Here is a 26,135-nt window from a genome sequence, read left to right as displayed (position 1 = left end):
GTATCCAAATTAAGATCATGAATAAGCACAAAAATAATGACGTATTTGATTGGGGAAACTGATGAGACAAACCCAAGACGCTCAAGCTGCATCTTGGGTTTAGCGCAGGAATTAACTGAGTTTCTCGATTTTGGCCGGCAGTCCTTGTCGCGCCGATGCGCCGCTAGCCCAGTCCACAAGCGGGTAGCGACCATGGCGGCTTGGGTCGAACAGGTTCAAATCGTTCATATTGACTCCGACGCGGATCAGCGGGTTGGCGACGATCTTCTTATCATCGATAACAATGTCCCGTGCCCCTAACTCCTTATGACCATAACCGTGTTCGATGGCAATGCAGTCGGGATGCACGCCCGCCACACATTCAACCAAGGCAATCACGCTGCCATTGGGCGTGCTGATCTTAACCGTATCTCCAGTCTTGATGCCAAAGTGCTCGGCGGTCTGCTCATTGATGCGCACCGGATTGTTAGGGTGCACTTGGCGTAAACGGTCCGAACCTATGCTCATCGAACTCATGGTATGCGACTTATAACTGCTGATCAGCAGTGGCCATTGTGACTTATCGAATGCTTGGTTCAAGGGCGTGCCGTCGGCGAGCGATGGATAATAACGTCGTGGGCAGCCACTCATATATTCTCCGCTCAAGCTGTTACGCCTGCTACCTACTTCGGGGTTCCAGAGCATTAAGGGTTTTGGCCAAACCTTGCTGGGGTTGTCCGCCTCGTCGCGACCTGCGTTGATATTCTCAAAGCGGCCACCACGGGCAAATAAGTAACTGACTTTTTTGACTTCTTCGGGTTTGAGTCTAGCGTTGAGTTCCGTTTGAATGCGCCCAACACCACTGAAGTACATATCTTCGGCATTGATATCGGCAACGGGTTTTCCAAGGTAGGCCACGTTTGCCGCGCCGTAGAGCGAGAAGTCGGCCGCACGGCTAAGGGGATGCAGACTGCCATCGGCGGCCTTGACCGCATTGTCACCAAAGCCGGGCAGATTAAGTTTTATCGCCACTTGGCTAAGGAAGGATTCCATACAAATCACATCGCCATCGGCGGTTTTGGCGACCCTCGGCTCGACAATTGGCCAACGCCCGGTGGCTTCTTTGGTGAGTGTGCCGTGCCACGCGGCGCTCCAGCCCCAAGATTCATAGGTTAAGGTGTCGGGGACTATGTAGTCCGACAGCGCCGAGGTCTCATTGATAAAGCTATCGATGCTGATAAATAGCGGTAATACTTTGGGATCTTTTAATTGTTCACCAATGGCTTCGCCGAGTCCCGCCTGACCATAAATCGGGTTTCCCATATGGTTAATCCACGCCTTGAGCCGATAGGGATAACCGTGCACCGCCGCGGTTAAGTGCTCACCGAGCAGGGGAGATGAGATAGGGAACCAAGGTTCCTTCGATGGATAGGGCGACTCACCCGCCTCGACTTTACGGCGATACTCAGAGGTTTTTTCGTAGGGGAACTTAGAGCGTGAGAGGAATACGCCCTTAGGTTCGACCATGCTGTCAAAGTCCTGCAGATTGTACCTTGGGCCCGCACCAAAGGCGGGGAAAGTGCCACCTTTGGCTATCGCACCGCCCTTAAGATTCAGGTTACCTATCATGGCGTTGAGCATCATAATTGCCCATGCGCTGTAAAAACCGTTGGCGCTCATAGTGCCGCCGTGGGAGATCACCGCCGCCCTAGTGCCATGGCTGGTAAACTTGTGGGCGAGGGCGGCAATTTGCGTCTCGCTGATATCACACTCCTTGGCGTAGTCGACCATCTCGACGCTGCGCGCGGCTTCACTGAGCAGCTGAAAACTGGATTTCACGCTCAGCTCACCCTTTGGCGTATTCACTATTTGCTCAACCTCAAGTTGCGCCTTGGCGCATTGTCCGGCTGGAAGGATCTGCACTGTGGCGGTATCGACAACCAGTGGTGAGTCTTGCTCGCCATAGGCTTTACCTTCGAAGGGCAAGCCGAGATCACTGGCATACAAATATTGGCCGTATCTGGGGTGATTTGGTGTGCTGATGATTAAGAAGCAGGCATTACTAAAACCGCGATAACCCGCAGCTTTCGCCGCCTCGGCATTGGGCGCGGTTAAAAACGCACTGGCGTAGCGCTGGTTATCGATAATCCAGCGCAGCATGCCCATGGCTAGGGCGGAGTCGGTTGCGGGGCGGATCGGCAGCCAAGTATTGTTGCCCGCGCAGGGCTGGTTCGAGGTGTTGGGCAACATGGGCGACACCACCACATAACTGAATTCCCGCCCGTCGACCCGAGCGTTGGCCAACTGCCGCGCTTGGCGTTTAAAAGGATTGCCCGACTGTTGCGGCGAGGTGCCGATAAACAGCAGAAACTCGCTATTGTCCCAATCGGGCTTAAGGTGAGCGTACTTTTTTAAATCGTCGAGCAGGGCACCTGCACCTGCGCGATAGGTAAAGCCGCAATAGGCGCCGTGGTTGGCAAAATTTCGTGTACCGAAACTATTGAAGGTAAAGCGTTTAATGATGACATCTCGGCCCTCATCCGAAGCGTTCGACACCAATAACTGGTTGGCCTTGGGGCCATATTCAGGATTATTGGCATCGAGTGGCGTACTGATATCGCGTATGGCTCTTAAGCCTTCGACTTGGCCTTCGCCAAATAAGTCACCGCCATCGACGACCTCGGTCAGCAGTTGCTCGAAACTAATGCTTTGCCATTGCCCACTGCCGCGTGGCCCGACCCGTTTAAGGCATTGGGTGACGCGATAGGGGCTATCTAGTTGTTCTAACATGGCATTACCACGGGCGCAGGCGGTCGAGCGTCCCTGTAAGCCTTGCTCCTGATAGGCACTTAAGCCAACTAAGGCGGTTTTGATCGGCGTATCGAAGTCAATATGTTCCCGCGCCGAGAGTGGATGATAGGGATTGCCACTGATGCGGAGGATCTTATCTGTTTTATTATCGATACGGGCGCGCACGCCACACTTGGTCCAGCAGCCGAGACACATGGTATTGGCAATACGTTGCTCATCGTTGCCAATCAACTGGCCTGAGGTTAAATCTACTTTATATTCAGGGGCTAGCGAATTGCCATGGATGGGATCTTGGGTGGTTTTTCCCGAACTGCCATTCACGACCCCTTTGCCCATTTGCGCTAAGGTATGGCTGTAACCTGCGGCAAATAATCCCACGCCACCCGTCACAGCAGCGCCTTTGATAAAACGACGTTTACTCTTATCCATTACGGACTCCTTAATGCGGTAACTTTCTTAATGCCAATGCTCTTAATGTCAATGCTCTTAATTAAAAGTGCAGTGGCTCACATGGCCTGACGGGCTGAGCTGGGTTGATGGCGAATAAATTCAGACACTAACACCATCAGTGCGAGCCAGAGGCCGAAGGTGCCTGCGATACCCAATAGGCCCTCTGGCCCCCATGGCAATTGATAGAAATAAGTGCCCGCGCCGTATTTAGGGTCAGTTTGCGCTTGGATAAGTACAATCCAGCGAAATCCCCATGCCAGATGCACCGCTGTCAGACTGACGACTAACATCAATACCGAGGGGAGGCGGCGCACTGCTAATACCAATGCCAGCAGGGCTAGGGTGACCAATACCCAGATAGCGGCGAGCTGCCAGCTTGGGCTGGTGTCTAATAACAGCGCCGCTTCGTGCGCCGAGCTGTTATCGAATAAGGCCCAGCCGATAAGGCACAGGGCGAAGAGGCCAAAGCTTGCTCTAACCCATTGCAGTAATCTGTCTTGGGTACTGGCTTGATAACCGTGCAAAATGCGATTGAGTAGGGCGAGTGTGCCGCAGGCGGCGAGCAGGGCACTGGTCGCCATCAATGGCGGTAACCAATAGGTATGCCAGAGCGGCCGCGCTTTGATCGCCATGGTTTCCATTCCGGTATAAAGGGCAATACTGCAGGCGCTTAGGCTAGCAATCAGTGCGATTGGCTTAATCCATTTATCACTATCCCAGTTACCTAGGCGGATAAGTTGCGCAATACGCCCCACCCAATCTTGGGACGATTCCCCTTGTGTCGAGGCTTTGGTTGGCAAGTATTGGCGCAGTAATAGCCAAGCAAAAAGGGCACTCGCACCGGAAAAAGTAGGCAGTAAAAAGGCGCCGTACCACATCCATGAATGCGGCCTGATTTGGGCATAGAAATGCCATGCCCGCAGCGGTTGGTGAAGGTCAGCAAGCAGCGCAATCGGCGCGACTATACCTGCGGTGAGCATCAAGCAGGCGCAGAGCTTGAGCAGTCTGGCATCGGGTTGTTTCGTGCTAAATAAATGAATGGTCGCCACCCACACACTGGCGTAGGCCAAACCCATTAAAAAGAAGTATTGCACTGCCCAAGGTAGCCAAGTGATGGCGATATCAGGGGTAAAGATTTCTTTAATGACCATGGTGGATCTCCTCGCCAGTGTCTGTCAGTAGGGTACGAACGGGGGCTTGGCCGCTGATCCTGTGTTCGAAGGCACTGTTCATGCCGATATAAAACACTCTGGGGGCCGTGTTGGCATCGGGCTTGAGTACCTTGATATCCGATTGATTCGTTTTGAGTAGTTGGCTGATGTGGCTGTGAGGATCGTTCAGATCGCCAATCACCCTCGCTTCGCCGACGCAGGTTTCGACACAGGCGGGTAAGAGTCCTGCTTCGAGCCTGTGGGCGCAAAAGGTGCATTTATCGGCAGTGTTGGTCTCATGATTGATAAAGCGGGCATCGTAGGGGCAAGCCTGCACACAGTATCCGCAGCCGACACACCAGTCGTTATTGACTACCACAATGCCATCTGGGCGTTGGAAGGTTGCACCCGTGGGGCAAATGGGGATACATGGCGGATTTTCACAGTGATTACAAAGCCTTGGTAACATCAAAAATGCGGGCGGCGTAGTCGCATCCTGCTGTGATACTTCGTATTGCTGCACTGTGGTACGAAATTGCCCTAGGGGCGGCAGGTTTTCAAAGGTGCAAGCGACGGTACAGGCCTGGCAGCCGACGCAGCGGCGCAAATCAATCACCATGCCGTAACGTTTCCCCATGTTTGCTTGAGGGGCTTGCTGCGCCTGCACATGAACGACGGGAATAAGCGCGGCGCCAACACTCACACTGGCCATTTTTCCGAGAAACTGACGTTTACTCTTGTCCATAGGATTTCCTTCACTCTTACAGATAAAACGGGTCGAAAGACTTAAGGTTTAGCGTTAAGCGCATTCTGTAAAAGGGCAGGCGGCATCTCTATAGTGGTTTTCCACATATCCGATAGGGACTTGATCTAGCGCAACAAATATCAGTTAGAATGACCTCTCAAAAATTAGGGTTTATGATTTGGCACCGAAATGGATTTAATCTTAGGGCTTAGGAGAGTGGGCACAGTGTTGGGTTTTGCGGTATCAACCAAGGACTGGCGAGCGGGAGTGAGACTCGTCATCGCCTTATTTGGCCTGCTGAGTCTGTCAGCCATGGTCGAGGCATCGGCCACCCAAAGTACGGGAGTGGGCGCAGTAACCGTTGCTCCATCGGGTGAGCAGATGGATGATACCGCTAGCTATCAAGTCGTCGATGTGGGCGTGTTGGCTATTCGTGGCTACAAGGGCACCATCAATCGCTGGCAACCGCTAATGGGCTGGCTCGAGTCACAAATTCCTAATAGTTACTTTAGGTTACATCCCTTAAGCCTTGAAGAGTTAGCCAGAGGGGTCGAAACCGAGGCCCTCGATTTTGTGATCACTAACCCTGGGCAATCTGTGATGTTGGCTAGGCAGTATTCGCTTTCTTGGCTCGCCACCTTACGAAGCCCAATCAATAATGGCGCGGCTATGCAGGTGGGCTCGGCGCTGGTGGTGAAGGCCGATTCTCCCTATCAGACCTTAAAGGATCTCAAGGGCAAGCGCCTTGGTATCGTTTCTAAAAATGCCTTCGGCGGTTATCTCACCTTGGTCTACGAGGCGCAGCTACAGGGCATAGATTTACCTGAGTTTGTGGGTGACATTATTCCCTTAGGCTTTCCACTCGATAACCTGGTTTATCAGCTCGGCGGTGTTTATCAGTTTGGTGATATAGATACGCCAAGCGATAAAGCCCCAAGTTTAGATGCCGCGATCGTACCCGTCTGCCAGCTTGAGCAAATGCAGACCGAAGGCTTGATTAACATAAAGAATTATCGGGTGTTAGATAATCAGGCTCCCGTTGGGTTTCACTGCCAAGTATCGAGCAGGTTATACCCTAACTGGTCGATGGCTAAGACCAATCGCGCGACACAAACCTTAGCCAAGCAGGTGACTCAAGCCCTGCTGGCCTTACCCGAAGACAGCCCCGCCGCGAAAGCTGCCGAATCAGCGGGTTGGACCACGGCCGTCAGTCAACTGGCGATAGATCAACTGCTTAAAGATCTGGATATGCACCCTCTGCAAACTCCTTGGTGGCAGCGGGCATGGCAATGGGTGAAACTGCACCAACATTGGGCTTGGCTGGCTTTGGCGATTTTAGTGCTGCTCAATGTGTACCACTTTTGGCTCGAATACTGTTTTAGCCGCCGCGGCCGCGAGTTGGTTAATACCCAGAGGCAACTCAGTGAAAACCGCGCCCTGTTGGAGCATGCCCAGCGCATTGCGATTGCGGGGGAGTTGGGGGCGAGTCTATCCCATGAACTCAATCAACCGCTGGCGGCGATTGGCCATTATTGCCACGGCGCCAAGGTGCGTTTGCAACGTGGGACGAGTCCAGAAGAATTGCAATCCGTGCTGAATCTAATTCAACAAGAGGTGAGCCGCGCCGACAGTATTATCAGCCGCTTACGTAATTTATTGAAAAAGCGCCCAGTGTCTAAGCAACCCTTATATTTGCACCAGCTAGTGAACGACACCGCGCCGCTACTCGCCTATGAGCTGGAGCAGCATCATATTCAGCTCTCTACCAATATCAGTGGTGAAGCCTATCGATTGCCCTTGGATGAAGTGGGCATGCAGCAACTACTGCTCAACCTGTTAAAAAATGCCGTCGATGCCTGTGTGCAGCGCCAGCAGACTGAGCTTGACTCAGCGAAACCCTATCTGCCTACGATAGATATCGACCTAAGGTATCAGGACAGTAAGATACTGCTCACAGTTACAGACAATGGTACTGGGCTTACCGAGGACGCCAATTTGTTGATGCAGGCATTTTATTCGACAAAATCTGAGGGCTTAGGACTGGGACTGGTGATCTGCCGTGATATCGCAGAGAGTCATGGTGGCCGCTTTAGCCTAGAAACCGCCTTAAGTGGCGGTTGCCAAGCGCAGGTATCCTTACCCCGTAAGTTTGAGGGAGCACAAGCATGAGCCACGAATTGCCAGTGTATTTAATCGATGACGATGAGTCGGTGCGCCGCTCGCTGCGTTTTATGCTCGAAAGCTACGGCCTAAATATCCGCGATTTTGACAGCGCAGAGGCATTTTTTGCCGCCATCGATTTAAGCGAGCCGGGCTGCGCCTTAGTCGATGTACGTATGCCGGGCCTTAGCGGGCCGCAGTTACATGCGCAATTAGTGCAGTATAATAGTCCGCTGGCGGTGATTTATCTTACCGGCCACGGCGATGTGCCCATGGCGGTGGAGGCGCTTAAACTCGGGGCGGTGGATTTTTTCCAAAAGCCCGCCGATGGCGCCAAACTGGCCGATGCTGTGGTAAAAGCGTTAGCGAATGCCAAGGAGCATCATCAAGATAATCAATATCTTCAGACTTATCAGGCGCTCACGCCACGGGAGCGAGAGATCCTCACTCTCATCGCCAAAGGCTATAAGAATCAGGAGATCGCCGATACGCTCTGCATTGCCATGCGCACGGTCGAAATTCACCGCGCGAACTTGATGAAGGGCATGCAGGTCTGCTCGCTTGCCGAGATGATGTTAATCTATGGCCGGATTACGGACCGTCTTCCCCCCGCATGAAATTCACCTTTATTGGGGCGAATTGGCGTATCCTTGGTCGTTTGATGTGAGCTAACGCATTCAGCCCTAGGTGCTTAATTGCCAAGGCTCGACGATTGCCTTATTTTAGGGGCTTACTTTTAAGGCCATGACTTCTAACATCCCGATTTTTGAAGTCTAATGCCGCTTTTGGATGACCTTATCGTTCGCTTTTTGCATAAGGTGCTCCCGTTTGGATAAGGAATGAAATGCCAAGCTTGATTCGTATTGTGCTGATTGATACGCACCTTCCGGGCGTTGTGGAACTCGCCCTCAATGGCCATACCAACATCTGTGGTACTAACGCCTCGGGTAAAACCACACTACAACGCTTAGTGCCTGTATTTTATGGCGAATACCCTAGTCGCGTGGTGCCTTCAACCCGCGATAGTTTCGAGCGTTGGTACTTGCCACACGATTCAAGTTACATCATTTACGAATACCAAAAGGCCGATGGCTTGCTCTATCAAGCTGTGCTGGCGTCGGCGGGCGATGGTAAAGGCGTGAACTATCGCTTTATCGCTAAAGGTTTTGAGTTAAGCGATTATATTAAATCGCAAAATGGCGACACTATTCTGTGTCATACCATGGCGGAACTGGGCCGCGATTTAAAACGCCAAGGTATTGCTACTACCAACTTGCTCAACACTCGCGAATACCGCGCCATTATCCAAAACGATCGCACCCTATTAAGCACGGGCAGCAACCGCAGTGAACTGCGGGCCTATGCGCGCCAATTTGCACTATGCGAAGGCGAGCATTCCCTACGTCATATCGAAAAACTCGCCAAAGCGGTGCACTCCAAAGAAGGCAAGATGGAAACGGTCAAATCCATGATCGCCGCCATTTTGGAGGAAGACGGGGTGAATCCACCTAGCTCACGCTTAAATCCGCAGCGTGTCGAGGCATGGATCCGCGAGAGTCAATTAATCCAAGGCTTTGAAGTGATCCGCCCCGAGTTTGAAAAGCTCGAGCAAGAATTTAACCAACTGCTCAGCGCCGAGATGCGTCTCTCGAGCCTGTCCCGTGGTTATCGCAACGACGAAAGCCTAGAGGCCGATCGGTTAGAGATCCAACAAACATTGTCTAAGGAGCTGAATTTAAAGCTTCGAATGTTGGACGACGAATGGAAAGAAGTGCGTGACGAGCTAAACCTCGATCTATCCGCCGCCAAGGGCGACGTGGCTAAGTGCGAGTACGAGCTAGATGCGATTGAAGATCAGCACGGCGCCTTTTTGGATGCCAATATCGAGCAAGCTAAGGCTGACTTGGACATGCTGCCAAACTGGCGCGCGGACATGGAAAACCTCAGCGAGCGCCATAAGTTACAAACCGAAAAACACCAAGATATTGAAGCGGCATACAATGCCCGCCGCAGCAAAATTGGCGAACAGTTAAACCGCGAGCTGGAAGGTTTGCACGCGGATCAGGATAAACAACGCGAAGCGCGCGACAAACAGCGTGAAGTGGCAAGAGCCGACCTCGATGCCCTCGAAGCCCAATGGCGCAGCCAAATGGATGCGGGCAAGGCGAGCTTTAGCGAGCAGGAATATCAATTCAAACTCAATGCTGCCGAGCTTAAATTACGTGTCGATGGCGTGACCTACACCGAGGAAGAAAAGTTAAGCCTTGCGATTTTCGACGAGCGCATTCACCGCGCCGACGAAGAGCAAGAAAGCTGTAACGCTAAGGTTGAACGTTTAAGTAGCGATGAGCGTAAGCTGCGCGCCAAACGCGACCAAGCCAACGAAGCGCTGCGCATAGCTAGCCTGCGGGTTAACGAGCGGCAAACCGCACTCGATGAACTGCACCATATGCTGTTCCCGCAATCCCATACCTTGCTCGAATTCCTGCGTAAGGAAGCCCAAGGTTGGGAGCAGAGTCTGGGTAAAGTCATTGCCCCCGAGTTACTGCATCGCACCGATTTGCATCCGAGCGTGACCGGGACGAGCGACACCCTGTTTGGGGTGCATTTGGATCTTAAAGCCATTGATGTGCCTGAATATGCCGCCTCCGAGCAGGAGCTGCGTATTCGTTTAAGCAAGGCCGAAGAAGCGCTGCAAAGCGCGCAGGAATTACAGGCCGAGGCTGAATCTCAGCTGGTGGCGATTAACGGCGAGCTGGATAAACTCAGCCGTGAACTCACCTTTGCCCGCACGGCTTACAAGAATAGCCGCGATGATTTACGTCGTCTGTTCGATGAAAAACGCAGTGAGCAGGACAAGATCAATAAGGCGCTGGCCGAGCGTAAAGCCTTTGCCCAGCAGCGCTTAACTCAACTCGATGGCGAGCTAAAGCAGCTTAAGCATCAACACAAGCTCTGGCTCGAAGAGCAAAAAGAGCAGGCGCTCGAAGCGCGCATGGAAAAACAAGCCTACTGGCAGGAAGTGATTGGCGCGCTCGACAATCAACTCGGGCAAATCAAGGCAACCATCGACGCCCGCCGCGAAAGCGCTAAGGCCGAGCAGAAAGCCTGCGAAACCTGGTACAAAAACGAGCTTAAATCCCGTGGTGTGGATGAAGACAACATCCTTAAACTCAAGCAACAAATCCGTGAGCTTGAAACCAAAATCAGCAGCGCCGAGCAGCGCCGTAGCGAAGTACTGCGCTTCGACGATTGGTATCAACACACTTGGTTGCTGCGTAAGCCTAAGTTGCAGACCCAATTGAGCGATGTGAAACGTGCCGCCTCGGAAATCGATCAGCAGCTTAAAGCCAAGACCCAAGAAGTGAAGACCCGCCGTCAACAACTCGAGACCGACCGTAAGGCCTCGGATGCGGCGCAGATTGAAGCCTCTGAAAACTTAACCAAACTGCGCGCCGTGATGCGTAAGCTGGCCGAGCTGAAACTGCCCGCCAACAATGAAGAAGCTCAGGGTAGCCTAGGTGAGCGTTTGCGTCAGGGCGAAGATTTACTGCTAAAACGCGATTATTTGATGGGCTCGGTTAAGCAATATGTGGAGCATTTCGACTCTGTGATTGCCAGCAAGTCAGGCTCAGGTTTAGCCGAGACTTGGGAGCGCGCCCGCGAAGAGTCGAGCTTTATCAACGACAAAGGTATTCGCCTGCTGGATTACCGTAAGCTAGTGCCGCAGCTGGAGCAGTTACTCAATGTGATTGTGCCGCAATCGATTATGGCGCTGCGCGAACAGGGGCGGATCTTCGGGGTCGACTTAACCGCCTTCTATGATGTACTTGCCGATATCGACCGTCGCATCGCCTCCCAGAGTGCGCGCATTACCCGCGAAGTGGGCGAGGAGTTATTCCTCGATGGCGTATCCGAGTCTGCGGTCCGTATTCGCTCTAAGATCAGTGAATTAGAGTTTTGGCCTGAGCTTGAGCAATTCGTTAAAGCCTTCAAACAGTGGAAGGCCGACGGCTTTAATGGCCTGCCCGATGAGGAATACACCAACAGCATGCGTCGCGCCTTGGATATTATTGGCCGCGCGGCCTTAACGGGCGGCATTACTAAGTTGCTGGAAATCGAACTGCGCCTCAAAGAAGGCAATAGCGATTTGATTATTCGCACCGACAGACAGCTGAACGAATCTTCGAGCCACGGTATGGCTTACCTGATTTTATGTAAGTTCCTGCTTGCCTTTACCCGTTTGCTACGTGGCCGTGCCGATGTGACCATTCACTGGCCGATCGACGAGCTGGGCACGCTGCACCACACCAACGTGAAGAAGATTTTCGATGCCTGTGGTAACAACAATATCAGCGTGTTAGGCGCCTTCCCGAACCCAGAGTCAGAAGTGCTGAACCTGTTCGAGAACCGTTACATTATTAATAAACAAACCAAGAAGTTGCAGGTGGTGAAGCCCAAAGCCAATCCGATTGCCGAAATGTTGAGTAAACGCCTGAGCAAGGAGGCCATCTAATGAGTGCTGCCATGAATGAGTCGAACCAAACCGTATTAGTGGGCACGGGCGCCATCATTGAACTCTTGCTCAAGGGCGAGTTTATTTGCCGCACCACCAACGAAGATGGCTGGCGCGCATTGAAAAATAACAGCACCCGCGAGCGGGTTGAGGCGTACCTGAATCAAATCAACCGCACCGTGGCTTCGGCCGCCGAGGGCGACGTGTTTTTCTGTGGTTACTTGCAGTTAGGAGAAAGCGAACGCAAGGTGATTTCATCGCAGTTTAAGGATATTTGTCAGGCGCTTATCCCTATGGTGGAGTGGCTGGTATTAGTGCAGGAAGCCAGTGGCCAAGACGCGCCCTTAAGCGAAGGTGCGCCAGTGCGTTTAACCGAGCTACAAAGCCGGATTGAAGATACTCCAGCATTTCGTGAGCAGTTGGCCAAACTCAGCCAATATCGCTTATTCGGTTCAACCAGTACCAATAGCGATGCGCAAATTAAGTTAGTGTTCAAGCGCTTAGTGGAACTGGGTTATCTGGTGCGCCCTAACGTTGAAAAACAAATTTATATCGCCACTGGCAAGCTGGATTACCTGTACGAAGTGATCCGCTTTATCGACGAGACCGAAGGCTTAAGCCTAGAAGCGCAGGCGGAAACGGCGACGCAGCGGGATTTACTATGATGCCTTGGACTATAACGAACAGCATCAACCAAGGAGGCCGTGATGAGCAGTAACTTACATCAGGCTGGGGTGAAGCTACTCAAGCAGTTAGGTCGCCATGCTGACATCATTATGGATGCCTATTTAGCGGGCTCGCTCAATGAGGATGCCCATGATCCCGCTGTGGTTGAAAAACTCAAGCAGGCAGGGATTTTATGGCGCCCAGAGCCAGACCAAGAGCTGCGCCTTAAACGCTCGGTGCGTGCCTTGCTCGAAGAGGGCCTAAGTGATGAGCGTAATCGCCAAATCGACTCCAACGTCGGCTCGGCGCTCGCCACCATTAAGACCTTGGCCGACCATTATAAAGAAGCGCGCCACAGCTCAGACTACAGCGCCGCCGAGGCGTATCTGTCTGATTTAAGTGAGCATGTGTATAGCTTTGCCGACAGTTTACGCTACTCCATCCGTGTGTTGTGGGGACGCATCAACAACGAGTTCGGTTATGTCGGTACCATTAACGCTAAGATCCGTGAAAACGAACTCGCCCAAAGCCAAGTGTCTGAATTGCTTAATGGCTTGGAGATGTTCCAGTTTAGCGAATTAGGTGAAATCGCCGGTGATATCCGTGAGCTGCGTAAGCTGCTGGTGACGACTTTGCAGGAAACCATGAGCGACTGCGCCCAGGAACTCAGTGTGGTGCAGGGACGGTTGCTGGAACTCCTCGGCCGCTTTAGGCAAATTCGCGGTCGTACTCGCTTGCTTAAGGGCTGGTTACTGTACACCGATTTGCACCCGGATTATCGCCCTGCGGACCATGTGTCTCACAAGGAAATCCCAAGTCTATTCAATCGCGCCGAAGTGTTATTGGCCCCTGCATCTGTGGATGTGCATAACGCCAGCCAAGAGTTTGAGCTGATGAATATTGTCACCCATATAAAGGCGATTAGCCGTCAGGGCATAGTCGAGACTGTGCGCGAGCAGGATGTCAGTGTGTCGCTCACTCAGAGTGAAGACTTTGATATTCCAGATAATCCACTTAAACAAGCCGTCGATACTTACTTTGTTGATGTGATTGAGTCGGGCTTACGCCAGTCGGCGCTCGATTACTTAGCCGAAAAAGCCCTGCCATGGGATGCCGAAAGCTGGATTTATCAGGTGATTGGCGGCTACGAAGGCTTACCCGATGAGCATAAGGCCTACTTCGAGTTAGAGCCCTTAGGCGAACCGCACCCAATCTACAGCGGTAACTTTATTATCCGCGATGTGGAATTATGGCTCGCCTAGGACGGCAGCAGTTGCAACTCTTGGAGGGCGTTTATCTTAACCGCGCTCCAAGGGTGAAACTCAATCCTAATTGGCGAACGATTTACCGCGAGTTAGAAGTAGGCGAGCTGGATGGCGCGGAAAAATATTTATGCTTTGCGCCGCGGGATTTTGAGTTGCTGCGCCAAGGTGTGTTAGCGAAAGAGGGTCTAGATTTACTGGCGCTGGACTTTAATCTAGACCGTATCGCCATGTCCGCCCAAAGCCAGAATGAAAAGCTGGCGAGCATTCGCCCCGAAGCCGAGTATATTTTGCTGAAGTATCTCGGTTTTGAATCACCACCCATGGGGATTTCTGCGCTGGCCTCGTTACGCATTCCCTTAGATGAAGCGCAAAACCATTGTCATGAGTTCAATGTTAACGCCATCTTAGTAGTTGAAAACCTAGATATATTCGATGCAATAGCCCAAGCGCGCTTACCCGCCGAACTTAGCCGCGTTATGGTGATTTACCGTGGCAGCGGCCACCATTCCCCCATAGGTGTGCGCCAGTTTTTGCGGGCGATGGCAGGTAAAATGCCGATCATTGCCTTTACCGATCTCGACCCCGCTGGGCTGCAAATTGCCCATACCTTAACGGGCATGACCCATTGTATAGTGCCGCAGTTAGCGCTCTCTGCCCCCAATGAATTACTCGCTATCCCCCAGATTAATTCCCATGATGACTTTGCCAAGCAAGCGCGTCAGGCTAAATATTTACAGTCAGCCGACTTAAAACATTGGCAGCAGTTGAGCTTTTGGTTAAATCAGCAGCGAATTAGTATTAAACAGCTGTAACCGACCTAGTGATGTGAGAAATCGAGATTAGCCGGGAATGGCTGAAATCATGTGAGCAATTCCCTTTGTTTATGCGGGTTTGACTGGTGTTTAACGAGCCTTTAAAAGACTGGTTAGCTAAATGAGAAATTGAGGTGGCGTGCATTCATAATTTGCTGCACGCCGCCTATATGAGAATTACTTTACGTCCTTACCTATCCACACAACCTTGCCAACCACACTCAGTAGGCCAAGTTCTGCAACAGGCACTCGCTGCTCTCTGTACTCTTTATTGTCGCTAATGATCGTTATGCTGCCATCGATATGGACTTGAACACGCTTAGCAAACAAATCATCCCCAATGCGCAGGACAAAAATACTGCCGTCAGAAAGATTGGCGTCAGTGATATCAACCAGGATCGAATCGCCAGAATGGATCGTTGGTTCCATAGAGTCACCCTTCGCGAAAACCACCCGCAGGTTTTCAGGCTGTAACCCTCGATAACGCAACCATTTCGATCTAAAGGCTAGCTTGCGCCTTACCCGTTCATTATCCCATTGAGCACCATGGCCCGTACTGACTTGAGTATGGTAGCCATCGATGAGTGCATATTCTTCTGAGAACTCTTCCGTCTTACAAACCACACTTTCAAATGCCGCAGTTTCGCCTGGGAGTTTAGGGCCTTCACCAGTACATAGCCATTCGAGATTGACATTATAACGGCGAGCAATACGAACCATTTTATCAAACGAGGGCATAGTCGACTGAGTAAACCACTTACGAACACCGCCTTCTGAGGTGTCGATAGCATTCGCAAATGCTCTGAGGCTTTCGTCTCCCATCAGTTCTTTAAGACGCTCTCCAAAGCTTTCTATTCCGGAAGACGGAAAAGAAAGTGCACTTTCTTTTTTAGTGTTCACTTTAAATTTAAATAAAGCGCTTTTTTATCAACGCCTTACCCTCTGTGGCCAATGGGCCGTTAAATAATTCAAAAGAAAGTCACTAAAAGACGTTGAAATGCGTCTTTTAGTATCGTATCGTTCTTATATCGCGCACTTGGCAAGTTGCGCAATGCGCGAGTAATCATGTTAACACGGAAAAACATCATGAAAATAGAGAATGCCAATCACATCCATGCAGCGCTAAGGGCGCAAGGGCTAACAAGCCGTGCATGGGCTGTTTCTAAAGGCTTCAATCCGAGAACCGTTCAGGACTGCATCAAGATGTTTGCACCCTGTAAACAGCGTAAACCAAAACGCGCTTTATCTCGCAAGATAATTGAAGAAATCAGCAAAACCATTGGCTGCGACTTGTTGAGGGAAGAACATGAATAAAGCATGGTTCAGCCCCCAAGAGCTTCTGCAATTACCAGGCATGCCCACAACCGTTCAGGGCATTAGGTTTAAAGCAAAGACAGAAAGCTGGGAGTCCAGAAAAAAAGAGGGTAGCAAAGGATTTGAATACCTTCTTGGTAGCCTTCCACCTATCACTCAGGCGCATCTTCGTCAGCAAGCCGTAAAAAATACGACAAGCCGAGAAGTCGCAGCTGCACGCCAAGTGTTAGCCACACCTGCAAGTCTGGTTGAGAAGAAGACCGAACTGCAGCAGCAATTTTTAGTGTTGCCAACCAGTAAGCAACAAGTCGCCATGGAGCGTTATCAGCTACTCACTGAGATGGCGAACTTTGTTGAGCCATTCATAGCCGCAGGTCGTCGCACCGATGGCGTTGTCGCCTTTGCCAAGCAGTGTGGCCAGTCAAAGGCCACGCTATACCGCTGGCAAAAAGCCTTCGAAGAGAAGGGAATGATGGGGTTAGTGGATACCCGTGGCGGCGCACAAGTTAGTGTAATGGCCGAGCAAACCGAGCTACAGCAATTTTTAATTGCGCTTGTTACAGGTAAGCCGCATCTGCTGACTAAATACAAAACGCTGCAGCAAGAGGCTGAAAAGAAGGCTAATGATCTTGGCTGGACTGTGCCATCCATCGGCGCTATTCGCCGATGGGTACAGCGTTGGCACAGTGACAACATAGCCGCCTTTACCGCGCTAACTAATCCTGATGCGTACAACAATTCGCATCGCCCACTGTACGGCACTATGTACCCATGGATCAGCAGCCCCAACCAAATATGGGAGTTCGACAGTACGCCAACTGACGTAATGCTTAACGCTCATGGCAAGCTGCGTCGCTATGCAGTGGTGGCCGCTATTGATGTGTATACCCGCCGCCCAATGGTATTGGTGACACCAACCTCTAATGCCGAAGGGATCTGCCTTTTACTGCGCCGCTGCCTGCTTAACTGGGGGATGCTCGAAAAGGACGGCATTGCTCGTACCGATAACGGTACCGACTATGTCAGCCAACGGGTTGCAGGCATCTTTAACATGTTAGACATTGACCAATCCCGTACCCGTCCATTCAGTGGTTGGGAAAAGCCCTATATCGAACGCTTTTTCGGTACGCTTTCCCGCGCATTGTTTGAGCTGCTTCCCGCCTATATAGGCCACAGCGTTAGTGATCGCCAAAAAATAGAATCGGCCAAAGCCTTCGCGCAGCGCATCGGTGGCAAAAATAAAGCCGCCAATAACGCCGAAGCGTTAGAGCTAGCAATGACGCCAGAAGCATTGCAAAAGATTATCGATGACTGGATTCAGTACGACTATATGCACAGAGTGCATGAAGGTTTTAAAGACGAGCTAGCAGGTAAAACGCCGTTTGAAGTGATGAACGAAAGCGGTTATATCGCTAGCCGTGTGGCTAACCCACACTCGCTCGATCTGCTACTTAACCATGTTGGGGATGCCACCGTAGTGCGTGGCAGTGTCAAGCCTGGCAACAGTGTGCAGTACACCGCACCAGAACTGCAGGAAGCCGCCTGGGATCGCAAACGTGTGCGCGTATTCCTCGACCCATCAGACGTTGGTCGTGCCACGATTTATGCGCTGGATGATTGGACTCAGTGCGTAGATGCCGTGAACCTCGATCTCATTGGCCGTGATATCGACCCTGCAGAGTTCCGTAAAGCCCGCAATGAAGAGAAGAAAGTGCTGGCCAGTTTCCGCCGTGCCGCCCGTGAGTTGCAGGATAAGTTTGGTATCGACACGTTGGCAGCTGAGGGCTTAGCTAAAGCTGCTGCCGAGCGTGGCAGCTTAACCAGCTTTACTCCAACACCAACTACCACAGACAACCCAGCATTAGCAGCACTTTCGCAAGTCAGTAGCGATAGCGACAGACTACTTGCCAGCCTTAGTCGCCAGTCCCAAAGCATTGGCGAAGCGGCTGAGCGAGTTAACCAAAATCACGCCACCGTAATGCGTACCGAACACGAAAAAGCCGAAGAGTTAACGCTGGCCACGCTCGAACGCGAGCTGACTGAGCGCGAACAGCTATGGCTTAAAGAATACCGCCTCAAATATCGCATGTTTGCCGCAAGGCTCGACAAGCAGTTAGAGGCCGTAAAAAAAGCCGCCAAGTAGGATTGACGGCTTTTGGAGAGGACGAGGAAGTCCTGTTTAACACTACGTTTACCACCACGGAGTATAGATTATGAAACATAAAGTTGTCGAAGTTAAAAACGTACTGGCCTGCTTAGAGCTGATGGAAAACCTTAAAGGCCGTTCGCCCATCACACCTGGTATTGGCCTAATCCATGGGCCATCTGGTTTTGGTAAAACCACGACTACCTGCTGGTTGATCAATCAGTTGGGTTCAATGAATGCGGTTTATGTGCGTTGTTACGCCACCGATACCCCATCGTCATTTATCGCTCGTGTGATGGCAGAGTTGGGTGCAGACATGGTTTATCCATTACGTAAAAGCGTCGATTTTATCGTTGACCGCATGAATGACCGCCAATTACCACTGTTTATTGATGAAGCCGACCACATTGTTGGTCAAAGCAAAATCATGGAAACCATCCGCGATCTCTACGATGCCACCGAGCAGCCTGTGGTGCTGGTCGGCATGGAAGAAATCGCCCGCCGTATTAGCCACCGTAAGCAGCTTTTTAACCGCGTGTCCGAGTGGGTGGAGTTTCAGCCAGCAGATTTATCCGACGTTTACGGCTTTGCCACAGAGCTGCTCGATGACCGCATTCATGTTGCCGAGGATCTTCTGGAACATATCCGTAAACGCAGTGGTGGAGAGGTGCGCCGTATCCTTACTGCACTCGAAAAGATTGAACGCAGCGCCCTCGCTAACGATATGGATATTGTCACCCTTGATAATTGGGGCGATCAGCCATTGTTCTTGGAATTTCGCCGCTAACCAAACCCATAGCCACTTAGAGCAAACAAGGGTTTAGGTCATTTTTAGGGATAGATCATGACAAACAACACAGAACAGGCTTGGCACTGGATTCAGCGTCAGCCGAGTTTTACCAGGGAAGAGCTAGCGGAAGCCCTAGGGTTAACGCTAAAGCAGTGCTCAACCATCATATTCGCATTTAAAAAGCGCGATGAAATTAAAGTCATTTCGCACGTTGAGGTGGCCGCTAAACGTGGGCCAAAGCAAAAACGTTATGCGGCTGTTAGCCAAACGCTTAGAGGCCAAAGCGAACAAACTAAACGTCGCTATGGAGCGAGCAAGCAGCGTCTTTGGCAATCGATGCGAATTTTACGAAATTTCACCTATCCAGATTTGGTTGCAACAGCAGAGGTTAGCCTGGGAAGTGCCCATGCATTTTGTAATCTGCTGATTAAGTTTGGTTATGTCCGCCAAATCCGCGCCAATCCAACCAACCTATCACTACAGGATCGTGCCGGGCAGTGCGCGGTTTACCGTCTTGTAAAGGATACAGGCCCCATCGCACCAAAGAAGCAGGACATCTTCTTGTTCGATGCCAATCTCAAGGAGTACCTACATGCAGTGGCTTAAGGTAATGGCCGAGCAGGTTGAACTGCATGGTCAAAAGGCGGTAGCAGAAAAACTCAATATCTCACGTACCACTGTCAGCCAGGTATTAAGCGGTAAATATCCAAGCCCTTTGGATCGAATCCAAAAGCTGGTCGAAGGGGCTTATATGAACCGCACAGTGCATTGCCCTGTGCTCGGGGATATTCCTCTCAATGAATGTCTTGCTCACCAAAGCAACACCCGTACTACCGGAAGCCCAATCAGGATCAAGTTGTATAAAGCCTGCCGTAGTGGCTGTGAGCATTCAACCTTGGAGGTCACCACAGTATTTACGGCCCAAACCAGCCTAGTGAGTCGTCGTAATGAATATGACGCGGAAGGGGCAATTCGCCGCCTTTCTCTACAAGCAGGGGAGGATAAATCGGTGCTTATTAACTTGCTCAAAGATGAGCTGAAACACTTAGCAACTAAGTTTAATCGAGTGATGAAGGAACAAAACTGATGAGACATACAAACCCCAAATTCGATGTGATTAGTGCCCTAAGACTGCGCGGCATGAAAGTAATCCACAGTGGCGTAAAAGTCGTGCAAATCGACAAGCCAAGTGCCGATTTTCGCCACATGGCCGTGGACATTATCGAGAACATAAAAGGCATTCGTCGCCGCTGCCGAGCGGTGCAATTTCATGGTGTAACCGTTCGTTGGAGTGAGGAGTAATAACATGACCAGTCAACAAACTAACCAACAGATCCCAGCAGGCTACCGCATGAACGCCATCGGTGATCTGGTGCATGAGGATCGCATTAAGCCCGTAGATAAACTGCGTGATGAAGTGGTGCATTGCATTATTGGCCTCGCGCAGCAGCTACGCGAGCAAATGATGTTGTTTAAGTTAACCACCATGGCGCAAATCGATGACTTTGCTGAACTCTCCGCTAGTGAATACGGCGCTAAGGTCGGTGGCAGTAAGGGCAATATTTTGCTGACCAGTTTCGATGGCAAGTACCAAGTGCGCCGTCAGGTAGGTGAGCACCGCGTATTTGATGAGCGTATCCAAACTGCGAAAACCTTGATTGATGAGTGCATTAAAAGCTGGAGCGGCGGCGCGGATACCCGCCTGATGGCCATGGTTGAGCATGCCTTTCGGGTTAACCAGCAAGGCCGCATCGATGTTAATCAAGTGCTCAGTCTGCGCCAGTTGGATATTGATGATCCCAACTGGAAGCTGGCCATGGATGCCATTGCCGACGCGATTCAAATCACCGGAACCAGCCAGTATCTGCGCTTATATGAGCGTCAGCCCAATGGCAAATACACCCAACTTCCACTGGATATCAGCACTCTTTAGAGGCGCAAGGAGCACAACATGACTCAAGGCATTCAATACCTACTTAACGAGAATCAAGCGGCGTTAGATCGCGTGGCTTTTAAACTGCGGATTGCTGCGCTGTTAGAGGCCAATTACGAAACCCTACGCAGTGAACTCAGCGCCATGGCTGCCGATACGCCACACCAGTGTTTGTTGGTCGGTGCTGCATTGCTTAACGAACTGCGTGGTTTTAGCCAAGAGTTCGCAGGGCAAAAGCGTCAGTTGATTAGCTTCTTTATCAAGCGTTCCCTTAAGAACACTCAAGCATAACCAAGCGAAACCCGCCCCAGTGATGGGGCGTGGTCTATCCAGCGTAGTGGCTGGGTACTGATGAGCAGCTAACAAAAAGAGCGAAGATAAATGACCCCCTACGCCAAGCGATTACTCAAATATGCCATTGCAAACTGCCCATTACGGCCAGTGCGTAAAGGTAAAACCAAAGCAGAGTTGAAGGCTGAAAGAGAACTGTGGGCGATCAATTTTCTTAACGGGGCATTAGGTCTTTGTTGGCCGCAGCGTAAAGGCCAGCCCAAAGCTGTTCGCGTAATCGTAACGACAACCGATGAGGATGACGAATAATGCTCGACACTAATCAACAAGCCCCTGCGCCAGTCGCTCAGCACCCTAGCACTCTGCAAAAGAAGCGCCTAATTACCTTAATCAATGTGGCTAAGGGATCATTGCAGCTCGATGAGGCTATCTACCGTGCCATGTTAAAACACGCTACGGGTAAGGATTCCTTACGGGCTATGAACTTACCCGAGCTTGAGCAAGCGCTAGAAGTGTTTAAACAAAAGGGCTTTAAACCCACGTTAAACAGCCATAAAAAGCGCCGTTTAAGCCCAGCAGCTGGCAGCAGCAAATTAGCCTCTATCGATAAAATCCGCGCTATTTGGATCACCATGGGCCACCACTTAGTGGTCCAGGATAACAGTGAGTCGGCACTCGATGCTTATGTGCGCCGCATGACGTTACGCAGCCGCATTACTAATAACCAAACCCAGGGCGTGGACGCCACCGCTTGGATGACAGAGCAGCAAGCCTACAAGGTATTAGAAAGCCTTAAAAACTGGCATAAGCGGGTGTTGATTGAGCGCATTATTGCCCGTGGTGAACGTTTGAAAATGAATGACGCAGGCACACAACCAGCGGCTTATGAGTCCATCGTCGCACAGTATGAGGGCCATGGTTATGAGTAAACTTAGGCAAGATGCGGTGAGTGTTCCTGATAACCAACTAGATTTACTGTCCACCAGTGCCGCCGAGTTGGAACAAGCCCTCGAAACCTTAGCCACGCTTAAACCCGATGAGCGCGAGGACTTTATTCGTCGCTGGCCCTCAACCCTCCAAAGCCTATGCGATGTGATGCGCCAAACCCTCAAGCAATACCATATTGATAATGCCGATAATGTGAGTGAAGCCTTAGCCACTAGCCTAAGTGCCTACCTAGGCGGGCGTGATATTTATATCCCCAATGGCGAACGTCTAAAGGATGCACTGAGGGATATCCGCATTTGGCGTGAGTTTAAGGGCAATAACCTTGAGCAGTTAAGTCGTGACTATGGCCTAACCGAGCGGCGGATCAGCCAGATTGTGGCGGAGCAAAGGGCTGCATTTGTGGCAAGGAAGCAGAGGAGGTTGTTTTGATTTCACTAACAAAAAAGCACCCTAGGGTGCTTTTTTGTTAGTATAAAAAAATTTTATGCTGCTCTTTTGAGTAAAGAATTATCAATCCTAGTCAAAATAGCTTCAATCTGTTTGAGATATTCAAAAGATTGTTTAATAAGCTGTTGTTTTTTAGCTTGTTCAAATTTCTTCATACAATCTCCTTAGATAATTACCTAATTTATTAGATGAACGGCATTGCATTAAGTTCATCTAAAGCAACTGTCAGATCCTCTTCGGATCGTTTAGTTATTGCTTGTGCAATTCGTTCCATCAGCCTTGCTGCTTGCAAGGCGTTTAGTGCAATGCGTTCTTCTTCCCATTGCCCCATTTGTGCAAGACTTTGGATGTTCCCTGCTAACAGTCTTGCGATTTTTGCTAGCTCTTCATAGCTAGGATTGTGTTCATCAAGCTCTGCAATTGTAAACATTGAAGCTTGGGTTAAAAAATGATTAGCCACTTTGAACACAGTCTGGTACAGCTGTTCGATCTTATCGGTCATTTTTGTTTTCTCTTGAATTTTGTGGCAAGCATTTTACACACTTGCAACACAACATCAAGAGAGGTATTTAGCATAAATCATACTAATGATAGTAAGTTAACATATAGCATGTGACTTTATTATAAAACAGAAATTATTTTTAAATTTCTATATAGATAACAAAATTATACTGTAATCCTATATAAAAATAGGTCATATAGTATACAGTTTTAGCTACACCATTACTAGAAAAATGTAAGGATTTATCTCGTTCTGTTTGAACATGGAAACATTTAGTGTGGTTGATGGCTTATTTGGGGAAAGATCAATAATAAAAAGGATTTGGTATGGAAAAAATTATCTTAGTTATCATAGCAATTGCGATAGCTTACCTGTTTACCCCTGTCAGCGTTAAGGGCTCTCTCTATGTTGTTACCCAGGGAGCCGCTGTTATCCCCATGCCTAACACGCCCATTAAGGTTTATAGCCTTAAAAACTTCCGCCAATCCCTGTATCAAAAGCAAAGCTTTGCCAATCAAGAGTGCATGGGGCTGCCAGATAAAACCGAAACCGAGTTAGATTATCTGAAGAATGGCCCTGACCATCACAATGCCAAAGCCAATTACGAGCTTATAGTTTCCTGCGAAACCGCGACTCTGATAAATGAAATCAATATGCCACTGGTTGAAACCATTCAAACCAATAAGGACGGTGAGTTTAGCTTTAGCCGTTCGCGCTTGGATGATCTGGTGTTGATAGCCGAGGGGAAGCGTCGCGTAGGTGCTGAGACAGAGCAATACCTTTGGTTGCTAGTGATCCCAAAAGAGGGACTGTTGTCGCAAAAACTTGAGATCAACAATGGCAATCTAGTGAACGATATCAAGATTCAAGCTATACAGCTGTAATTGTTTGTCTAACATTAATCTCGAAGAGGGAAGCCTAAATGGATTTTCATGCAATCGCCAAAGTAACGCAGGATTATAAGCAAGCTTGTGAACAAAAATCAGTATTGGTCGACTACCTATTAAAGCTAATCGATAACTCAAAGGGTAAATTAGGTATTGAACGGGTTAAAGGAGAGGCCATTAAAATAATGGATTGTGAGTTAACATTCCTACATCGGCCAGTGTTTAATCCCCAAAACGATGATTGCTATTGTGCATTGGATGTGGTTTTTACAAAGAAAAATGACGTAGACATCACCATAAACACATTTTATGTACATCGATATGGCATTGTTTTTATTAAAAGCGCTGAAGAATATGAAACCTGGTTAACTGATAGAGAGATGGATCTTTTATCAGATTCGACTGTAAGAGATAAACTGTTATCCCCTATAGTGTCAGCGCTACTTAAACATTTAGAAAACTAATCCCGAAACCTTTCCAATCCGCTCCAAACCCTTAAGCCGAGACAATGAACCTATGTTCACTGTCTCGGTTTTTTTATGGCCTTTGTTACCCACAACAACTATCGCAGCGGCGTTAACAGCATGCCGATTGCGAACGCGCGACCTAAGCGCATCTCAAATCGAGTCTATCGGCAGTGCGCTTTAGACGGGTTTAATGCCCGCATCAAAGCCGAGCTAGCAGGTAATGTGCCTGCCGTTCCTCCCCTTTATAGCCACAGCGCCACCCGCCAGAGTTATTACTCCCAGGGCTGGTATGCCGTTACCTATCTGCACGTATTGAAAGCAAAGGAAAAAGCCCGCGAACAACGCAAGGCACAAGCTATAGAGGTGCCGAATGAACAGTAAACTCAAGGCGTTTTTAATGGCCGCAGGCTTAAGCTCTGCGGCGATTACTGGCGCGCAGCTTACCGACAAGTGGGAAGGCAACAGCTTAAGCGTCTATGTCGATGCCGTGGGCGTACTTACCGCCTGCCGTGGCCACACCAACAAAGACCTAAAACTAGGCCAGCGCTTTACCGAGCAGCAGTGCATGGAGATTTTCGCCATGGATATCGCCAAGGAAGATAAGCTGCTGCTCAGCCTCACCGCTCCAGTCAAGCTCACCCACAGCGAGCACGCCGCTTATTTATCGTTTTTACACTGGGCGGGATACGGCAACTTTGCCAGCTCAACCCTGCGTAAAAAGCTGTTAGCTGGGGATCGTGTGGGTGCCTGCATGGAGCTAACCCAAGCCTGCTCTACCAACAAGCAAACGGGTGAGCGTATCTGCAATGGCTGGACGTATGGCACCGACGTATTCGGTAACAAGGTGCGCCTTAATGGACTGATTAAGCGCCGAGCCGAAGAGCAAGCCATTTGTTTAAGCGAGCTGGGCCTGGCGCAATCAACAGGGAGTGTTCAATGAATCCATCACAAATCATAAGCACTGTGCAGTGGCTATTTCTGTCGCTGGCCATTGTCACTATTGGGCTGATGTACCAGCAACAACAGAGCACTAAAAGCCTGCTCACTCAAGCGTTAGCTGACAAAGCCGCCCTGCAACAAAGCGCCGACACCTTAGCGGTATGGCTGCAAGACGCCAACCTCGAACGCTCAGCGATCAAAGCCGAAGGCGAAACCCTCGCCTTGCAGGTGCAAACCATCGAACAACAAAGGGCCGCGTTAGCTACCCGCAATCAAGACCTTAACCACCAACTGACCCAGCTACTTGAGGACGCCCAGGATGAACAAACGCAAGCATGGCTTATTGCTGCTGTGCCTAACGATGTTGTGCGCGTGTACGACAGCGCCGCCCGCTGTGCGTTACGTGCCAACTTACAAGACCCTGTATGTGTTGCCGCCCAAGGCTCTGATGCGCGAGTGCAACGTCACTCAGGTTCCGCCACAGGTCTTGCAGTGCCTGCAAACCCAGAAGGAACAATGCCTATCCAACCCGCAGTCAGTGAGGCTAATGATCTCGTTACTCACTGACTTAGGGCAATGCAACCTCGACTGGCAAGCCCTACATGATTGGCGGCAACGGCACCAAACAGACCAAACAAAATAAGCCAAATATTAGGAATAGGCATGGACGAAAACGATTGGGCGAGCACGATGGAAACCCGCGAGCGTGATGCTTGCATTGATGCTGCCCGCCACAAACAACAGCCTCAGGGCAATGGTATTTGCATTGATTGCCATGAGGCGGTGGAGCCAGAACGACGCACAGCCCAGCGCTGTATTAGTTGCCAACAGGATGAAGATAAGCGCCAAAAGCAGCGCTATGGGACGCGTTTATGATCGAATCGTTATTTGAATTTTTCGGCAAGTACTGGGGCTT

The 26,135-nt window shown here is 50.3% G+C and carries 28 protein-coding genes and 1 other RNA gene; 24 read left to right on the top strand and 5 right to left on the bottom strand.

The window, feature by feature from the left end:
• Positions 1-111: 111 nt before the first annotated feature.
• The 3 genes from ACK5NH_RS18575 to dsrO all read right to left on the bottom strand — a co-directional run bounded on the left by ACK5NH_RS18575 (position 112) and on the right by dsrO (position 5,136).
• On the bottom strand, positions 112-3,219 hold the full coding sequence (locus ACK5NH_RS18575) for a tetrathionate reductase subunit A (protein WP_416922469.1): 3,108 nt from the start codon (positions 3,217-3,219) through the stop codon (positions 112-114).
• A gap of 77 nt (positions 3,220-3,296) precedes the next feature.
• Positions 3,297-4,391, bottom strand: coding sequence for an NrfD/PsrC family molybdoenzyme membrane anchor subunit (gene nrfD, locus ACK5NH_RS18570; RefSeq protein WP_416922467.1), 1,095 nt, complete (start codon positions 4,389-4,391; stop codon positions 3,297-3,299).
• A complete protein-coding gene (gene dsrO / locus ACK5NH_RS18565) occupies positions 4,381-5,136 on the bottom strand; it encodes a sulfate reduction electron transfer complex DsrMKJOP subunit DsrO (protein WP_416922465.1) in 756 nt (251 codons plus the stop codon). Before dsrO ends, nrfD begins: the two co-directional genes overlap by 11 nt.
• A 312-nt stretch (positions 5,137-5,448) precedes the next feature.
• Between dsrO and ACK5NH_RS18560 the strand changes: the two genes are divergently transcribed.
• The 6 genes from ACK5NH_RS18560 to ACK5NH_RS18535 all read left to right on the top strand — a co-directional run bounded on the left by ACK5NH_RS18560 (position 5,449) and on the right by ACK5NH_RS18535 (position 14,555).
• Complete coding sequence (locus ACK5NH_RS18560) at positions 5,449-7,305, top strand: sensor histidine kinase (RefSeq protein ID WP_416922539.1); 1,857 nt, start codon at positions 5,449-5,451, stop codon at positions 7,303-7,305.
• Complete coding sequence (locus ACK5NH_RS18555) at positions 7,302-7,913, top strand: response regulator transcription factor (RefSeq protein ID WP_416922463.1); 612 nt, start codon at positions 7,302-7,304, stop codon at positions 7,911-7,913. Before ACK5NH_RS18560 ends, ACK5NH_RS18555 begins: the two co-directional genes overlap by 4 nt.
• Before the next feature lie 227 nt (positions 7,914-8,140).
• On the top strand, positions 8,141-11,812 hold the full coding sequence (locus ACK5NH_RS18550) for an ATP-binding protein (protein ID WP_416922461.1): 3,672 nt from the start codon (positions 8,141-8,143) through the stop codon (positions 11,810-11,812).
• An 11-nt stretch (positions 11,813-11,823) separates the two neighbouring features.
• Positions 11,824-12,477 (top strand): condensin complex protein MksE, encoded by a 654-nt coding sequence (locus tag ACK5NH_RS18545; RefSeq protein ID WP_037422308.1) that lies wholly within the window; start codon positions 11,824-11,826, stop codon positions 12,475-12,477.
• 42 nt (positions 12,478-12,519) lie between these two features.
• The gene (locus tag ACK5NH_RS18540; RefSeq protein WP_416922459.1) at positions 12,520-13,740 is read left to right on the top strand and encodes a phosphoenolpyruvate carboxylase; all 1,221 of its coding nucleotides are present in this window, start codon (positions 12,520-12,522) and stop codon (positions 13,738-13,740) included.
• Positions 13,728-14,555: a Wadjet anti-phage system protein JetD domain-containing protein gene (locus tag ACK5NH_RS18535; protein WP_416922457.1), complete on the top strand. Its 828-nt coding sequence runs from the start codon at positions 13,728-13,730 to the stop codon at positions 14,553-14,555. Before ACK5NH_RS18540 ends, ACK5NH_RS18535 begins: the two co-directional genes overlap by 13 nt.
• 177 nt (positions 14,556-14,732) lie before the next feature.
• Here the strand turns inward: ACK5NH_RS18535 and ACK5NH_RS18530 are convergent, their stop codons facing one another.
• On the bottom strand, positions 14,733-15,455 hold the full coding sequence (locus ACK5NH_RS18530) for an XRE family transcriptional regulator (RefSeq protein ID WP_416922455.1): 723 nt from the start codon (positions 15,453-15,455) through the stop codon (positions 14,733-14,735).
• A gap of 186 nt (positions 15,456-15,641) precedes the next feature.
• On the opposite strand from ACK5NH_RS18530, the gene ACK5NH_RS18525 reads away from it, so the two are divergent.
• The 12 genes from ACK5NH_RS18525 (at position 15,642) to ACK5NH_RS18470 (ending at position 22,406) form a co-directional block, all read left to right on the top strand.
• Entirely contained in the window at positions 15,642-15,869 is a 228-nt protein-coding gene (locus ACK5NH_RS18525; protein WP_011070967.1) for a Mu phage regulator Ner, read from the top strand.
• Complete coding sequence (locus ACK5NH_RS18520; protein ID WP_416922453.1) at positions 15,862-18,012, top strand: DNA-binding protein; 2,151 nt, start codon at positions 15,862-15,864, stop codon at positions 18,010-18,012. Before ACK5NH_RS18525 ends, ACK5NH_RS18520 begins: the two co-directional genes overlap by 8 nt.
• 70 nt (positions 18,013-18,082) lie before the next feature.
• Positions 18,083-18,802 carry an AAA family ATPase gene (locus ACK5NH_RS18515; RefSeq protein WP_416922451.1) on the top strand — a complete coding sequence of 240 codons (720 nt, stop codon included), beginning with the start codon at positions 18,083-18,085 and terminating at the stop codon, positions 18,800-18,802.
• A 57-nt stretch (positions 18,803-18,859) separates the two neighbouring features.
• Positions 18,860-19,411, top strand: coding sequence for a hypothetical protein (locus ACK5NH_RS18510; protein WP_416922449.1), 552 nt, complete (start codon positions 18,860-18,862; stop codon positions 19,409-19,411).
• Positions 19,398-19,892, top strand: a complete 495-nt coding sequence (locus ACK5NH_RS18505) for a helix-turn-helix domain-containing protein (protein ID WP_416922447.1) — start codon at positions 19,398-19,400, stop codon at positions 19,890-19,892. Before ACK5NH_RS18510 ends, ACK5NH_RS18505 begins: the two co-directional genes overlap by 14 nt.
• On the top strand, positions 19,892-20,107 hold the full coding sequence (locus ACK5NH_RS18500; protein ID WP_416922445.1) for a hypothetical protein: 216 nt from the start codon (positions 19,892-19,894) through the stop codon (positions 20,105-20,107). Before ACK5NH_RS18505 ends, ACK5NH_RS18500 begins: the two co-directional genes overlap by 1 nt.
• Positions 20,108-20,111: 4 nt before the next feature.
• A complete protein-coding gene (locus ACK5NH_RS18495) occupies positions 20,112-20,738 on the top strand; it encodes a DUF3164 family protein (RefSeq protein WP_416922443.1) in 627 nt (208 codons plus the stop codon).
• An 18-nt stretch (positions 20,739-20,756) separates the two neighbouring features.
• Positions 20,757-21,029, top strand: a complete 273-nt coding sequence (locus ACK5NH_RS18490) for a hypothetical protein (protein ID WP_416922441.1) — start codon at positions 20,757-20,759, stop codon at positions 21,027-21,029.
• 2 nt (positions 21,030-21,031) lie between these two features.
• An RNA gene (locus ACK5NH_RS18485) (hammerhead ribozyme type II) lies at positions 21,032-21,103 on the top strand.
• A 16-nt stretch (positions 21,104-21,119) separates the two neighbouring features.
• Complete coding sequence (locus ACK5NH_RS18480; RefSeq protein ID WP_416922439.1) at positions 21,120-21,338, top strand: hypothetical protein; 219 nt, start codon at positions 21,120-21,122, stop codon at positions 21,336-21,338.
• Positions 21,338-21,958 carry a gp16 family protein gene (locus ACK5NH_RS18475; RefSeq protein WP_416922437.1) on the top strand — a complete coding sequence of 207 codons (621 nt, stop codon included), beginning with the start codon at positions 21,338-21,340 and terminating at the stop codon, positions 21,956-21,958. Before ACK5NH_RS18480 ends, ACK5NH_RS18475 begins: the two co-directional genes overlap by 1 nt.
• Positions 21,951-22,406, top strand: a complete 456-nt coding sequence (locus ACK5NH_RS18470) for a Mor transcription activator family protein (RefSeq protein WP_416922435.1) — start codon at positions 21,951-21,953, stop codon at positions 22,404-22,406. The genes ACK5NH_RS18475 and ACK5NH_RS18470 overlap by 8 nt, the downstream gene beginning before the upstream one ends.
• A gap of 202 nt (positions 22,407-22,608) precedes the next feature.
• Here ACK5NH_RS18470 and ACK5NH_RS18465 read toward each other — a convergent pair whose 3' ends face one another.
• Positions 22,609-22,926: a hypothetical protein gene (locus ACK5NH_RS18465; RefSeq protein WP_416922433.1), complete on the bottom strand. Its 318-nt coding sequence runs from the start codon at positions 22,924-22,926 to the stop codon at positions 22,609-22,611.
• A 326-nt stretch (positions 22,927-23,252) separates the two neighbouring features.
• Between ACK5NH_RS18465 and ACK5NH_RS18460 the strand changes: the two genes are divergently transcribed.
• The 6 genes from ACK5NH_RS18460 (at position 23,253) to ACK5NH_RS18435 (ending at position 26,095) form a co-directional block, all read left to right on the top strand.
• On the top strand, positions 23,253-23,810 hold the full coding sequence (locus tag ACK5NH_RS18460; protein WP_416922431.1) for a hypothetical protein: 558 nt from the start codon (positions 23,253-23,255) through the stop codon (positions 23,808-23,810).
• 38 nt (positions 23,811-23,848) lie between these two features.
• Entirely contained in the window at positions 23,849-24,277 is a 429-nt protein-coding gene (locus ACK5NH_RS18455; RefSeq protein ID WP_416922429.1) for a hypothetical protein, read from the top strand.
• A gap of 75 nt (positions 24,278-24,352) precedes the next feature.
• The gene (locus tag ACK5NH_RS18450) at positions 24,353-24,661 is read left to right on the top strand and encodes a hypothetical protein (protein WP_416922427.1); all 309 of its coding nucleotides are present in this window, start codon (positions 24,353-24,355) and stop codon (positions 24,659-24,661) included.
• Positions 24,651-25,220 carry a lysozyme gene (locus ACK5NH_RS18445; RefSeq protein ID WP_416922425.1) on the top strand — a complete coding sequence of 190 codons (570 nt, stop codon included), beginning with the start codon at positions 24,651-24,653 and terminating at the stop codon, positions 25,218-25,220. Before ACK5NH_RS18450 ends, ACK5NH_RS18445 begins: the two co-directional genes overlap by 11 nt.
• Positions 25,217-25,786, top strand: a complete 570-nt coding sequence (locus ACK5NH_RS18440) for a hypothetical protein (RefSeq protein WP_416922423.1) — start codon at positions 25,217-25,219, stop codon at positions 25,784-25,786. The genes ACK5NH_RS18445 and ACK5NH_RS18440 overlap by 4 nt, the downstream gene beginning before the upstream one ends.
• 96 nt (positions 25,787-25,882) lie before the next feature.
• Complete coding sequence (locus tag ACK5NH_RS18435) at positions 25,883-26,095, top strand: hypothetical protein (protein WP_248968017.1); 213 nt, start codon at positions 25,883-25,885, stop codon at positions 26,093-26,095.
• Positions 26,096-26,135 lie beyond the last annotated feature (40 nt).

This window comes from Shewanella sp., from assembly GCF_047975355.1.
Taxonomy (GTDB): Bacteria; Pseudomonadota; Gammaproteobacteria; order Enterobacterales; family Shewanellaceae; genus Shewanella.
The sequence above is the reverse complement of the archived record's forward strand: the minus strand, read 5'-3'. Positions and strand labels throughout refer to the sequence as shown.

Bases quoted from the DNA above. Each gene is read 5' to 3' on its own strand.
- ACK5NH_RS18550 (WP_416922461.1), top strand. From the start codon at position 8,141: ATGCCAAGCTTGATTCGTATTGTGCTGATTGATACGCACCTTCCGGGC.
- ACK5NH_RS18535 (WP_416922457.1), top strand. From the start codon at position 13,728: ATGGCTCGCCTAGGACGGCAGCAGTTGCAACTCTTGGAGGGCGTTTAT.
- ACK5NH_RS18560 (WP_416922539.1), top strand. From the start codon at position 5,449: ATGGTCGAGGCATCGGCCACCCAAAGTACGGGAGTGGGCGCAGTAACC.
- ACK5NH_RS18520 (WP_416922453.1), top strand. From the start codon at position 15,862: ATGAATAAAGCATGGTTCAGCCCCCAAGAGCTTCTGCAATTACCAGGC.
- ACK5NH_RS18475 (WP_416922437.1), top strand. From the start codon at position 21,338: ATGCTCGACACTAATCAACAAGCCCCTGCGCCAGTCGCTCAGCACCCT.
- nrfD (WP_416922467.1), bottom strand. From the start codon at position 4,391: ATGGTCATTAAAGAAATCTTTACCCCTGATATCGCCATCACTTGGCTA.
- ACK5NH_RS18525 (WP_011070967.1), top strand. From the start codon at position 15,642: ATGAAAATAGAGAATGCCAATCACATCCATGCAGCGCTAAGGGCGCAA.
- ACK5NH_RS18465 (WP_416922433.1), bottom strand. From the start codon at position 22,926: ATGACCGATAAGATCGAACAGCTGTACCAGACTGTGTTCAAAGTGGCT.
- ACK5NH_RS18450 (WP_416922427.1), top strand. From the start codon at position 24,353: ATGGCCTTTGTTACCCACAACAACTATCGCAGCGGCGTTAACAGCATG.
- ACK5NH_RS18540 (WP_416922459.1), top strand. From the start codon at position 12,520: ATGAGCAGTAACTTACATCAGGCTGGGGTGAAGCTACTCAAGCAGTTA.
- ACK5NH_RS18510 (WP_416922449.1), top strand. From the start codon at position 18,860: ATGACAAACAACACAGAACAGGCTTGGCACTGGATTCAGCGTCAGCCG.
- ACK5NH_RS18490 (WP_416922441.1), top strand. From the start codon at position 20,757: ATGACTCAAGGCATTCAATACCTACTTAACGAGAATCAAGCGGCGTTA.
- ACK5NH_RS18515 (WP_416922451.1), top strand. From the start codon at position 18,083: ATGAAACATAAAGTTGTCGAAGTTAAAAACGTACTGGCCTGCTTAGAG.
- ACK5NH_RS18445 (WP_416922425.1), top strand. From the start codon at position 24,651: ATGAACAGTAAACTCAAGGCGTTTTTAATGGCCGCAGGCTTAAGCTCT.
- ACK5NH_RS18545 (WP_037422308.1), top strand. From the start codon at position 11,824: ATGAATGAGTCGAACCAAACCGTATTAGTGGGCACGGGCGCCATCATT.
- ACK5NH_RS18460 (WP_416922431.1), top strand. From the start codon at position 23,253: ATGGAAAAAATTATCTTAGTTATCATAGCAATTGCGATAGCTTACCTG.
- dsrO (WP_416922465.1), bottom strand. From the start codon at position 5,136: ATGGACAAGAGTAAACGTCAGTTTCTCGGAAAAATGGCCAGTGTGAGT.
- ACK5NH_RS18495 (WP_416922443.1), top strand. From the start codon at position 20,112: ATGACCAGTCAACAAACTAACCAACAGATCCCAGCAGGCTACCGCATG.
- ACK5NH_RS18555 (WP_416922463.1), top strand. From the start codon at position 7,302: ATGAGCCACGAATTGCCAGTGTATTTAATCGATGACGATGAGTCGGTG.
- ACK5NH_RS18455 (WP_416922429.1), top strand. From the start codon at position 23,849: ATGGATTTTCATGCAATCGCCAAAGTAACGCAGGATTATAAGCAAGCT.
- ACK5NH_RS18440 (WP_416922423.1), top strand. From the start codon at position 25,217: ATGAATCCATCACAAATCATAAGCACTGTGCAGTGGCTATTTCTGTCG.
- ACK5NH_RS18505 (WP_416922447.1), top strand. From the start codon at position 19,398: ATGCAGTGGCTTAAGGTAATGGCCGAGCAGGTTGAACTGCATGGTCAA.
- ACK5NH_RS18575 (WP_416922469.1), bottom strand. From the start codon at position 3,219: ATGGATAAGAGTAAACGTCGTTTTATCAAAGGCGCTGCTGTGACGGGT.
- ACK5NH_RS18500 (WP_416922445.1), top strand. From the start codon at position 19,892: ATGAGACATACAAACCCCAAATTCGATGTGATTAGTGCCCTAAGACTG.
- ACK5NH_RS18470 (WP_416922435.1), top strand. From the start codon at position 21,951: ATGAGTAAACTTAGGCAAGATGCGGTGAGTGTTCCTGATAACCAACTA.
- ACK5NH_RS18480 (WP_416922439.1), top strand. From the start codon at position 21,120: ATGACCCCCTACGCCAAGCGATTACTCAAATATGCCATTGCAAACTGC.
- ACK5NH_RS18435 (WP_248968017.1), top strand. From the start codon at position 25,883: ATGGACGAAAACGATTGGGCGAGCACGATGGAAACCCGCGAGCGTGAT.